This is a genomic window from Parasporobacterium paucivorans DSM 15970 (assembly GCF_900141895.1).
In the GTDB taxonomy this organism is placed as follows: domain Bacteria; phylum Bacillota; class Clostridia; order Lachnospirales; family Lachnospiraceae; genus Parasporobacterium; species Parasporobacterium paucivorans.
This window is the reverse complement of the sequence record NZ_FQYT01000011.1, coordinates 80,147-92,411: the sequence shown is the minus strand read 5'-3', so window position 1 is coordinate 92,411 and position 12,265 is coordinate 80,147. Positions and strand designations below refer to the sequence as shown.

General features: G+C 44.6%; 11 protein-coding genes. All 11 read left to right on the top strand.

Translation table 11 applies throughout. The features are described 5' to 3' along the window. A partial coding sequence (locus BUA79_RS06460) for a uracil-xanthine permease family protein (RefSeq protein ID WP_143147880.1) occupies positions 1-1,219 on the top strand: 1,219 nt, incomplete at its 5' end. 131 nt (positions 1,220-1,350) lie between these two features. Further along, positions 1,351-2,463: a uroporphyrinogen decarboxylase family protein gene (locus tag BUA79_RS06455; RefSeq protein ID WP_073993547.1), complete on the top strand. Its 1,113-nt coding sequence runs from the start codon at positions 1,351-1,353 to the stop codon at positions 2,461-2,463. A 219-nt stretch (positions 2,464-2,682) separates the two neighbouring features. Next, positions 2,683-4,470, top strand: a complete 1,788-nt coding sequence (locus tag BUA79_RS06450) for an ASKHA domain-containing protein (RefSeq protein WP_073993546.1) — start codon at positions 2,683-2,685, stop codon at positions 4,468-4,470. Positions 4,471-4,483: 13 nt separating this feature from the next. Then, on the top strand, positions 4,484-5,026 hold the full coding sequence (locus tag BUA79_RS06445) for a DUF2284 domain-containing protein (RefSeq protein ID WP_073993545.1): 543 nt from the start codon (positions 4,484-4,486) through the stop codon (positions 5,024-5,026). A 46-nt stretch (positions 5,027-5,072) separates the two neighbouring features. Then, a complete protein-coding gene (locus BUA79_RS06440) occupies positions 5,073-5,876 on the top strand; it encodes a methyltetrahydrofolate cobalamin methyltransferase (RefSeq protein ID WP_073993544.1) in 804 nt (267 codons plus the stop codon). 71 nt (positions 5,877-5,947) lie between these two features. Further along, positions 5,948-6,580 carry a corrinoid protein gene (locus BUA79_RS06435; protein WP_073993543.1) on the top strand — a complete coding sequence of 211 codons (633 nt, stop codon included), beginning with the start codon at positions 5,948-5,950 and terminating at the stop codon, positions 6,578-6,580. 191 nt (positions 6,581-6,771) lie between these two features. Then, complete coding sequence (locus BUA79_RS06430) at positions 6,772-7,638, top strand: methylenetetrahydrofolate reductase (RefSeq protein ID WP_073993542.1); 867 nt, start codon at positions 6,772-6,774, stop codon at positions 7,636-7,638. 14 nt (positions 7,639-7,652) lie between these two features. After that, positions 7,653-8,942 carry a bifunctional folylpolyglutamate synthase/dihydrofolate synthase gene (locus tag BUA79_RS06425; RefSeq protein ID WP_073993541.1) on the top strand — a complete coding sequence of 430 codons (1,290 nt, stop codon included), beginning with the start codon at positions 7,653-7,655 and terminating at the stop codon, positions 8,940-8,942. After that, positions 8,932-10,605: a formate--tetrahydrofolate ligase gene (locus tag BUA79_RS06420; protein WP_073993540.1), complete on the top strand. Its 1,674-nt coding sequence runs from the start codon at positions 8,932-8,934 to the stop codon at positions 10,603-10,605. The genes BUA79_RS06425 and BUA79_RS06420 overlap by 11 nt, the downstream gene beginning before the upstream one ends. Positions 10,606-10,626: 21 nt before the next feature. Next, entirely contained in the window at positions 10,627-11,256 is a 630-nt protein-coding gene (locus tag BUA79_RS06415) for a cyclodeaminase/cyclohydrolase family protein (protein ID WP_073993539.1), read from the top strand. A 49-nt stretch (positions 11,257-11,305) separates the two neighbouring features. Continuing rightward, positions 11,306-12,163 (top strand): bifunctional 5,10-methylenetetrahydrofolate dehydrogenase/5,10-methenyltetrahydrofolate cyclohydrolase, encoded by an 858-nt coding sequence (locus tag BUA79_RS06410; protein ID WP_073993538.1) that lies wholly within the window; start codon positions 11,306-11,308, stop codon positions 12,161-12,163. The last annotated feature ends 102 nt before the right edge of the window (positions 12,164-12,265 follow it).

Here is a 12,265-nt window from a genome sequence, read left to right as displayed (position 1 = left end):
AGCAGTTATGCAGCTGAACATTTCAGATGCCACTGCACTTATTGCGCTGACGTTTTTGGCCTGTGGTCTAGCGACTGTGATCCAGGCTGGCCTTTTCCTTAAATATCCGGTTATCCAGGGCATGTCATTCGCGTCCCTTGGAGCGATTATCGCGATAGCCTCCAAACAGGGGTTTGCCGTGTGTTTTGGAAGTATTATCATAAGCGGCCTGGTAATCGTCGCCCTGGGATATTTAAAAGTCCTGAGTAAAGTGGTAAAACACATAATTCCGCCAATCGTTGCCGGTATGGTTATTGTTGTGGTAGGCGTTTCGCTGATGTTTACATCATGGAATTCTCTTATCACGGCACCTGGCGATCAAAACATCAATTTCATTGAAGGCGGATTTACAGCAGTAATCTTGATCATTATGATCTTTATTGGTAAGCATCCCAGCAAGGTCGGTAAATTCTTCCGTTCAGGATGCGTTATCTATGCAATGATACTGGGAACGGTTTTTTCAGCTTTCTTCGGCAATGTCAATCTTGCGACCGTGGGAACATCCCCCTGGGTCGGCATACCGGATATTTTCCACTTTGGCCTTCCGAAATTTGACTTTGGCGTAGTGCTGGTCATGGTATTTATTCTTTTTATAGTGTTTGTTGAAGCAATGGGCACATGGTTCACTGTTTCTGTAATTTCGGGAGAGCCACTGGAAGATAAACGTCTTGACAAAGGTGTCGTCGGAGAGGGAATTGGCTCAATGATCGGTGCGGTTCTCTGCGGAGTCCCGGTAACAAGCTATGGAACGAACTCAGGTGTTATCGCGGTCACAAAAAATCTGAGCAAATGGACAGCAGTTGGAGCCGGTGTAATATGCGTAGTATTGGCGTTTCTGCCTAAAATCATGAATATCATAGCATGCGTACCCCCTGCTGTTATCTGGGGAGTGTTTTTGATAATGACGGCACTCATTGCGCAGAGCGGCCTCATGAGTGTGGCACATCATTTCCAGGATGAACGCAACGGATTATATATGGGTCTTGTTATAATGATTACCGTAGGCTCCAGTCTGCTGCCTGCAGCCGTAGTCGGACAGATGCCAACCCTGCTTTCCTATTTATTCGGCTCATCCATTACCATCGGATCCCTGGCAGCTATTGTACTGCATATAATCTTGCCAAAAAGCAGGGCAGCGGCAAAAGCCAAAAGCGATTTGAAAACGGAAGTAGAACAATAAGTATATAAAATAGAAATCATAAAAACATAATTACAAAAAGGCATAGCGGTATTGTTTTTAACAATTATACAATCGCAGATGCTGGAGCTATAATTAATTCAGTAATCAATCGAAATCATGGAGGTAATATTATGGGTTTATATGAAGAAAGACTGGCGCGCGTAAGAGCGGCAGTGAATTTGGAACCAGTTGACAGAGTGCCGCATTTATCCGCCGGACCGGCAGCAATGGCAGCATACAGCAAGGTGCCGCTGAAGGATTATGTTTCCGATATGGAATTGAACTGCACCGCGAACATCAAATATGTAAATGACTTTAATATGGACGGAACCCAGGCGCCGATTTTTGATCCCAACATCCTGTTCCTGCAGTGGTTTTCTCCAATCGTCCTTCCCGGTGAGGGCAGCGTGGGAGAAAATGAGCTCTGGCAGGTGCACGAGAAAGAAGTGATGTCAGAGGATGATTATGACAAGATCCTGGAGAATGGATATGATGAATGGCGCGTGGATTTCCTCACGAAAAAATATGACGCCTTCAACAAATCGAAAAAATATTTCGATTATTATCCGACAGCCCTTAAACGCCATAAAGAAGCGGGAATACCAAGCTTTGTGGACGGAGTTTTCCAGTCGCCTTTTGAATCCCTGTGCGGAGCAAGATCTCTGGAGACGTTCCTGATTGATGACCTGATGGAATCGCCTGAAAAAGTAGAAAAAGTGTTTGAAAAGGTACACGAATTCAACATGAAAAGCTACATTGCACAGATTGAAAATCCTGAAACCCGCCCGATTGGTGTGTGGGTTGGCGGCTGGAGGGGAACGCCGAGCATGCTGAACACGGAAATGTTCGAACAATACTCCTGGAAATATATGAGAGAGCTTATTGACCTGTGCATCCAGTATGACATCATACCGCTGTGCCATCTGGATTCCAACTGGGATAATGGACTGGAATATTTCAAGACCATTCCGGCTAAGAAGGCAATCGTTTCCCTGGACGGAAAAACAGATATGTACCTTGCCAAAGAAATTCTTGGCGGACACAGCTGCATTATGGGAGATGTTCCGGCAGAAATGCTCGCATTTGCGAAACCCGAAAAAGTGTATGCATATGCCTCGAAGCTGATCAAGGATATTGGACCGACCGGTTATATCATGTGTTCCGGATGCGATGTACCATTTAATGCTGACTTTGAAAATGTTAAAATGATGCAGAAAGCTGTAGAGGATTCAGCGGTAAAATAACAAAAAGTACAAACGTGATTTATGTAATCATCCGGAAAGCAGGAGCCTATGTCCATTTCTGGATGATTTTTTTGCTTTAAACAGAGGATTGTGAAACAAATAACTAAAAGCATGGGTGAGTACATAAAATTTTAGGACACTATGCACAATGACTTGTCCAAGATTGTATTATATAATGAACACAACCAGATTATGGATTCAAGGAGGTAGTGGTCGCTTATGAATGAATATAAAGTCAAGATTCTTCCGATGCAGCTTGAAGTCATGGTGGAAGAAGGAACAACACTGTTGGAAGCCCAAAGGCTTGCAGGACTTGAACCAGATGCACCATGCGGCGGAAAGGGAACTTGCGGCAAATGTCTGATAGAGATTCTTTCTGACGGCCCAGTGAGAACCGAAAAAGCATGCGCAAACCGAGTGACACAGGATATGACCATCCGGGTGATTGAAAAAAACAAGGGGCACAGGCTTCTCATGGAAGGTGCCAGCCAGGAGATTGACGTCAAATCAGCCATAAGCAGCGCCTGGATTAAAGTTGACCCTCCTAAAATAGGAAACCATAATACAGAATGGCAGAGAGTTAAGAATGCCCTGTCAAAGGTTTATGCATTCCGTAAAGACAGGGACTTCAAAATTGAACTTCCCTTGTTGTCCGGGTTGTATGAACAATTAAAAGATAATGACGGTATGGTAGATACCATACTATATAAAAACTGGGTTATTGATATCCGCAACAAGAAAACGGACAAATTTGGGATAGCCTTTGATATTGGAACGACTTCCATAGTAGGTTATCTGTTGAATGTAGAAACCGGAGAACAGAAGGCAGTTGTGAGCATGCTGAACCCACAGACGCAGTTCGGCGGAGACGTAATCAACCGCGCGAATTATGCGATCGAGGAAGGTGTGCAGATATTGACGCAGACCGTCCGTAAAGGTCTGAATGAATTGATTGAAGAGGCGGTGCAAAAAGCCGGCATTGACAAAAATGATATTTTCATGGCGTCTATTGTTGGAAATACCTGTATGCATCATCTGTATCTGGGGATTTCACCAAAGGCTTTAGTGCATGCTCCCTATAATCCTGTTATGAGTGAAAAGCTGGAAATGCGCGCAGATGACCTGAATATGAATATTAACCCCAATGGCCGGGTAATTGTCCTGCCGAATATTGCCGGCTTTGTAGGCGCAGATACCACAGGAGTGCTCATAGCCACGAACTTCGATGCAATAGAGGAAATGACGCTTGCCATTGATATCGGAACCAACGGGGAACTGGTTATGGGCAATAAAGATCATATGATTGCCTGCTCCACTGCTGCCGGACCGGCCTTTGAAGGTGCCAAGATAAAATGCGGCATGCGGGGAATGGAAGGCGCAATAGACCACTTCGAATTAAATGGAACTACCTTTAAATACAGCGTAATCGGGGATTTGGTCCCATTGGGAATATGCGGATCCGGTCTGATGGACATCGTTGCGGTACTTCTGGATGCGGAGATTATTGATGAAACAGGAAAACTGGTTTCGGCAGAAACTGCACAATCGCCGGCCGCCTTGGCAAATATAGATCGTCTGGTTGAATTGAACAAGGAAAGAATCTTTGTCATATACAGGGATGAACAGGACCCAAGGAAAAATGTATTTCTGTCCCAACAGGATATCAGGGAAGTACAGCTGGCAAAGGGCGCTATGGCAGCAGGCATCGATCTGATGGCAAAAACGCTTGGAATCGGCATTTCAGATGTCAAGAAAGTTCTCATTGCGGGGGCTTTCGGCAACTACATGTCTCCAAAAAGTGCATGCCGTATCGGCCTCATCCCGCAGGAGCTGTCTGACAGGATAACTCCGATAGGAAATGCAGCTGGAGAAGGTGCCAAGATTGCAGTTCTAAACTATTGTGAATTTCAAAAAAGCGAAAAGATTACGCAGAAAGTTGAATTTCTCGAGCTTGCAACACGACCTGATTTCCAGGACTGCTTCATCGACCACCTGAGTTTTGAGTAAAATTGGAGAAAATATGTCTATAGATTTGAATATGGTAATAATAGAGGCAAAGGAAGCCGGTTTCACTGAGGCGGCTATCCTGGATCCGGAAACAATAAATCTGATGCCTGAAGTAAGGGATATGTGTTCAGCCAATACCTGCGGACAGTATGATAAAAATTGGTCCTGTCCTCCGGGTTGTGGAACGTTGGAAGAATGCAGGGAAAATGTCAGTGGATTTAAGAGGGGCATAATTGTCCAGACCGTTGGAGAACTGGAAGATGAATGGGACTTCGAAGGTATGGTTGAGATTGAAAAAGGGCACAAAAAAGTGTTCATGAAGTTTGCAGATGAGCTGCGTACAAAGTACGGAAAGATTCTGTGCCTTGGAGACGGGCCGTGCGCGGTCTGTGAGGAATGCACTTTTCCGGAGAAGCCATGCCGGCTTCCGGAGAAAAAAGTTTCTGCTATGGAGGCTTATGGAATACTCGTAAGCGATGTGTGCAAGAAAAATGGACTCGGTTACTACTTCGGCCGATGCAAGGTGGCGTTCATCAGCTGCTACCTGTTTGAATAAGGTGAAACAATTAAACTAATATAATTTTTTAAGGAGGAAATACACTATGATAATCATAGGAGAAAAAATTAATGGTTCTATACCATCCGTTGCGAAGGCGATTGCAGAAAAAGACGCAGAATTCATAAAAGACCTTGCCAGAAGGCAGGCTGAGGCGGGAGCAGATTTTATCGATGTCTGCGCATCCGTTGATGAGGATATCGAGGTTGAAACCCTGAAATGGCTGATTGACTGTGTACAGGAGGTTACGGATGTTCCTATTTCCATCGACAGCCCAAGTCCGACCGTCATCGTGGGAGCCATTCCTTTCTGTAAAAGAGAGGGACTGGTCAACTCTGTATCTATGGAAGGGAAAAAAGTAGATATTATTTTCCCAGTCATTGCCGATACAAAGTGGGAATGTGTAGCTTTATGCAACGATGACACAGGAATTCCGAAATCTTCAGAAGACAGACTGAGGGTATTCAAAAACCTCATGGAGAAAGTAAAAGAATACAACATCGATCCAAGCCGTCTTCATATAGATCCGCTGGTTGAAATGCTCTGCACTACAGATGATGCAATGCCAAATCTCAGCCATACCATCGCAGAAATCAAAAAACAGTATCCGACTATCCATGTAACGGGTGCCGTAAGTAATATCTCATTCAACCTTCCGGTTAGAAGACTCGTAAATCAGGCATTTCTTGTACTCGCCATGAATGCAGGAATGGACAGTGCCATCTTCGATCCTCTGAACAGGGATCTGATGGGAGTTATGTATGCAACAGAAGCCCTCATGGGATTGGACGACTACAGCATGGAATACATAACAGCATACAGGGAAGGTAAATTTGGCCCTGTAAAATAACTTGTGAAGCAATCGCATCACTAAGGTGGTGCTGTGCGAATATAATAAAAACAATTAGAGGAGGAAGAATTATGTCAAAAATTGATGAAATTGCTGCTGCAGTAGGGGCTGGAAAAGCTAAAATCGTAGGGGGACTCGTAGAGGAAGCGATTGCAGAAGGCGCTAACCCTAGTGAGATACTTAACAAGGGCATGATTGATGCTATGGCTGTTGTTGGTGAGAAATTCAAAAATAATGAGATTTTCGTTCCGGAAATGCTTGTTGCAGCACGTGCCATGAAAAAAGGTGTTGAAGTTTTAAAACCTTATCTTGCAGGTGATACATCAAATACTGTCGGCAAGATGGTAATGGGAACAGTTGCCGGAGATTTACATGACATCGGTAAAAACCTGGTAATCATGATGATTGAAAGTGCCGGATTCGAAGTTATCGATCTTGGCGTTGACGTACCAGTTGAAAAGTTCCTCGAAGCAGCAGCTGATCCTGAGGTTAAGATTGTTGGAGCATCTGCACTGCTTACAACGACGATGCCTGCTCTCAGGGATACTGTAGCAGCTTTAAACAAAGCTGATTTCAGAAGCAGAATCAAAGTTATGGTTGGCGGAGCTCCTGTTACTCAGGAATTTGCAAATGAAATAGGCGCAGACGCTTATACAGGCGATGCAGCTTCCGCAGCAGAAAGAGCCAAATCATTCGTAGCATAATCTTTTGACAGGTATAACTAAAATGGAGCAGACAATTGCTCCATTTTAGATTATACATCCCTTTTATATCGAGGGGCTCAGTGGAATATTTACAATATTAGCAATAAAATCATAGAAACAATCCCGGTATTATTGTACACTTTAAAAGTGCTTGTATTAAAAGAAGTACATGAGGTTTGGGGGTATCAGGAATGAAGATAGCAAGTGTTTTAAAAGAAAGAATGTCCTTTTCCTTTGAGGTCTTCCCGCCAAAGACAGATAAGGGAATGGAGAACCTGAAAGGTGCTTTTCAGCATTATTATAAGTACAAGCCGGATTTTATCAGCTGTACATATGGTGCAGGTGGATCCAACACAGGCCGTAATATTGAAGTTTGCCAGACCCTTAAGGGCGACGGCAGGACGGAAGTTATGACTCATTTTACCTGTATCGGCAACTCCAAAGAAAAGATTAAAAGTGAACTTGATAACTACAGGTCGTTCGGAATTGAAAACATTCTTGCAATGCGTGGGGATTTCCAGCCCGGAATGGACAGGACAAATGGGGACTTCAGCAATGCGGATGCTTTGATCAAATTTGTTAAAACACAATTTCCGGAGTTTTGTATATCTGCAGCCTGCTATCCGGAAAAACACATTCTTGCTCCTTCTTTTACTTCTGACATCGCGCATCTGAGAACAAAACAGGACAACGGTGCTGAATTTCTTATGTCACAGCTTTGCCACGATGTGGAAGCATACAAGGCGTTTGCTGACAGAATCAGAAAAGCTGGTGTCCATCTCCCGATCGTTGTTGGAGTTATGCCTGCACTTGATAAAGATGCGATTATCCGCATGACAGTAAGCAATGGATGTTCCGTACCACGTGACCTGGCTGCCGTCATTGGAAAATATGGCGACAATCCAACGGAATTCAAAAAAGCCGGAATCGAATATACAGTAAATCAGATTCACAGATATATGGAAGCGGGAATTAACGGCCTGCATCTTTACGCACTGAATAAATTTGAGGACTTAGAGACGATTCTTGACGCGTCCGGAATTCGAAAAGATATTTAATCAGAAGGAATATTATGAACTACGAAGAGACACTGGAGTATATTAACAGCATCAACTGGATGGGGTCAAAACTGGGGCTTGAAAGAATCCAGGGACTTCTCCTGAATTTAGGGAATCCCCAGAAGCAACTGAAATTTATCCACATTGGCGGAACGAATGGAAAGGGATCGACGGCGGCGATGCTTTCATCCGTACTGATAGAGGCGGGATACAGGACGGGTCTGTTTACGTCACCATACGTCAATTTTTTCAATGAAAGAATGCAGATTGACAATGTGCCCATTTCCAATGATGAACTTGCCCTGATTGCCACAGACGTAAGACCGCACGCTGATACCATGGAGGATCCTCCCACCGAGTTCGAGCTGAACACTGCAATCGCGATGGAGTACTTTAAAAGAAACCAATGCGATATTGTTGTTCTGGAAGTAGGAATGGGTGGAGAGCTTGATTCCACGAACGTTATTGATTTTCCGGAACTGGCTGTTATTACCGCAATCGGTCTTGACCACGTCAACGAGCTGGGCGGAACCCTGGATGCCATTGCCAGGACAAAAGCCGGAATCATTAAAAACCATACAGATGTCCTGGTTTATCAGCAGGATGAAAAGATTGAGAGTATTATAAAAGAATACTGCGAAAGTAAGGACGCAAAATATCACAGTCCAGACTTTTCACAGGTGATTCCCGGCATCTTTGATATTGACAGCCAGACTTTTTCATACAAGGGAGAGAAGTATACCATTCCACTGATTGGCTCCTATCAGGTTTACAATGCGGCCATGGTCCTGGAAGCAGTATCCATTCTCCGGAGTAAAAACTGGAAAATCAGCGAAGAAGCAGTCGGAAAAGGCTTGAAAAAAACCCGGTGGCCGGGCAGATTTGAAGTGTTGAAGAGAAATCCGATTGTTATAGTCGATGGTTCCCACAACCCCCAGGGGATCAAGGCTACTGCCGAAAGCATCAGGAAATATTTTCAAGGCAAACGGATTATCTTTCTGATGGGCATTATGGCAGATAAGGATGTAGATGCCATGCTGGATGAAATCGTCCCTCTGGCTTCTGAGTTTTTTACAGTAACACCGGACAATAGCCGAGCCATGCCGGCGGAAAAGCTGGCCAGCCTGCTTGAGAAAAAAGGCGCAAATGCGACGGCCTGCATAAGTGTTGCGCAGGGTGTCGACAGAGCCATTGAAGCTTCCGGAAATGACGGAGTAGTCTGTGCTATAGGCTCCCTCTACATGGTAGGGGATGTCCGTGCATATATAATAGGTAGAAAAGGAGATATTGAAAATGGAATTTAAATCAGATATTGAAATCGCACAGGAGTCAACGCCGCTTCCGATTACGGAAATCGCAAAACAGTTGGGAATTAGTGAGGATTATGTAGAACAGTACGGTAAATACAAAGCGAAAATCGATTACAACATCATGAATGACATGAAGAATGAAAACGGCAAACTGATTCTTGTAACAGCCATAACACCTACACCTGCCGGTGAAGGAAAAACAACAACAACTGTAGGACTTTCCGACGGATTACGTAAAATAGGCAAAAAATCCATGGTTGCCCTCAGAGAACCATCATTAGGACCAGTTTTCGGAGTAAAAGGTGGAGCAGCCGGCGGCGGATATGCACAGGTTGTTCCGATGGAAGATATCAACCTGCATTTTACTGGTGACTTTCATGCAATCGGAGCAGCAAACAACCTCCTGGCGGCTATGATCGACAATCATATTTATCAGGGAAATACCCTTGATATTGATCCAAGAAGAATCACCTGGAAAAGAGCAGTAGATATGAACGACCGTCAGCTCCGTTTTATCGCAGATGGTCTTGGCGGCAGAGTGAACGGAATGCCAAGGGAAGATGGATTTGAGATAACTGTTGCATCAGAAGTTATGGCAATCTTGTGTCTTGCCTTGAACATCGATGACCTCAAGGAACGCCTTGGACGAATCATCGTTGGCTATACCAGAGACGAAAAACCTGTTACAGCAGCTGACTTGAAGGCACATGGAGCCATGGCGGCTCTTCTTAAGGATGCCCTTAAGCCGAACCTTGTTCAGACTCTTGAAGGAACTCCTGCATTTATTCATGGTGGACCTTTCGCCAATATCGCACATGGCTGCAACTCCATAATGGCAACCAAAATGGCTCTGAAATTCGGTGATTACGCCGTTACAGAAGCCGGATTCGGTGCGGATCTGGGAGCTGAGAAGTTCCTTGATATCAAATGCCGTATGGCTGGAATTCAGCCATCTGCAGTAGTTCTGGTTGCAACTGTGCGTGCTCTGAAACATCACGGCGGCGTGGCAAAAGCAGATCTGAACAACGAAAACCTGGAAGCTCTGGAAAAGGGCCTTCCAAACCTTTTAAGACATGTTGAGAACGTTACGAAAGTATTCGGACTTCCATGTGTAGTTGCCATCAATGCATTCCCAACTGACACAAGGGCTGAGCTTGACCTTGTAGAAGCAAAATGCAACGCTCTGGGAGTAAATGTTGCGCTTTCAGAAGTTTGGGCAAAAGGCGGAGAAGGCGGAGTTGCCCTTGCCAAAGAAGTCGTAAGGTTATGTGAAGAGCCAAACAGCTTCAAACAGAGCTACGAACTGGACATTCCTATCGTTGAAAAAATCGAAACCATCGTCAAGAAAATATACCACGGAGCAGGTGTTCAGCTTGTTGGAAATGCCGTTAAACAGGCACAGCAGCTCACTGAGCTTGGATTTGACAAGCTTCCGATCTGTATGGCAAAGACCCAGTACAGTATTTCTGATGATCCAACACTTAAGGGCGCGCCAGAAGGCTTTACTGTAACAGTAAGAAATCTTAAGGTATCAGCCGGAGCCGGATTTATCGTTGTCCTGACAGGCGATGTCATGACAATGCCTGGACTGCCAAAAGTTCCATCTGCTGAGAAAATCGATGTAGATTCTACTGGAAAGATTGCTGGATTATTCTAAATAAAAGGAAAAGGGTAAGCTATGGATTTTAAAGATTTCAGTTGTGTGGATTTTGTAGAAGTTCTGGCTTCCAAAGAACCAGTACCAGGCGGCGGCGGGGCATCAGCCCTGGTTGCGGCCGTTGGTATGGCTCTTGGGAACATGGTTGGAAGTCTGACCATTGGTAAAAAGAAGTATGCGGATGTGCAGGACGACATTATTGCATTGAAGGAAAAAGCAGACAGACTCCAGACAGAACTGCTGGATTTGATGCAGGAAGATGCGAAAATGTTCGAGCCGCTCTCAAAAGCATATGGTCTCCCCAAAGAGACAGAGGAAGAAAAGGCATATAAGGCCCAGGTGATGGAAGAATGCCTTCGGGACGCTTGTGCCGTACCTTTGAAAATCATGGAAAAATGTGGGGAAGCGATTGACATTATTCAGGAATTTGCCCAAAAAGGAACAGCTCTTGCCATCAGCGATGCCGGGGTCGGTGCGGCCTTCTGCCGTTCGGCCATTATGGGTGCCAGCCTGAATGTGTTCATCAATACGAAATCCATGACAGACAAGGACTATGCTGGATCAATTAACAAAAAGGCTGATGACATGCTGCAAAAATATACGGCGCTTGCCGAAAATATTTTTACGGATGTGCTTGGCAGATTGAAATAATACATTACGGACATCTGTCAGCATCGATGGATGGATGAAGGAGATAAAAATGACTATTGTAAAAGGTGTTGAAGTTGCTGAGGGATTAAAACAGCAAATGATGAAGGATATTGAAAGTCTTGGGGATGTCAAACCTACCCTCGGTATCGTGAGAATCGGAGCGAAACCCGGAGATCTTTCCTATGAAAAAGGTGTCAGAAAAACTGCTGAATCCGTTGGATTGGAAGTTAAGACTTTTGAGCTCCCTGAGGATATCGCGCAGGAAGAATTTGACAAAGAGTTTATGAAAGTGAACGATGACCCGACAGTGCATGGAATTCTTTTATTCAGACCACTTCCTGCACATCTGAGTGATGCGAACATCAGCAGGATGATCAATCCGGATAAGGATATGGACTGCATGAGCCCGATCAACTTCGCAAAACTGGCCATGGGAGATGAGAGTGGATATTACCCATGTACACCGGAAGCAGTAATGAAGATTGTGGATCACATCGGAATCGACTGCCAGGGGAAAAACGTTGTAATCATCGGCCACAGCCTGGTTGTGGGACGCCCATTGGGATATCTGATGATCGCCCGTAATGCCAGTGTTTCCTGGTGTCATGTATTCACTAAGGATACAATCAAGAGATGTGAAGACGCAGATATCATCATCGCAGCAGCAGGAGTACCAGGTCTGGTTAAGAGAGCCCATGTTGAAAAAGCTGGAAAAGACTGTGTCGTTATTGACGTCGGCATCAATTTTGTAGACGGAAAAATGTGTGGAGATGTTGCTTTTGATGAAGTGGCACCGCTGGTAGGATACATTACACCTGTTCCAGGTGGTGTTGGCGGAGTTACCAACACAGTAATGGCTTCCCACGTTGTACGTGCTGCCCTCAAAGCAGTTAAAGGCAATAAATAATTTCATTATTTTATTAGGAAATCTCCGGATGCATGACGATCCGGAGATTTTCTGCTGTTGAGATTATCATAAATATGGAAATTTATATTCATACAGGGTCGG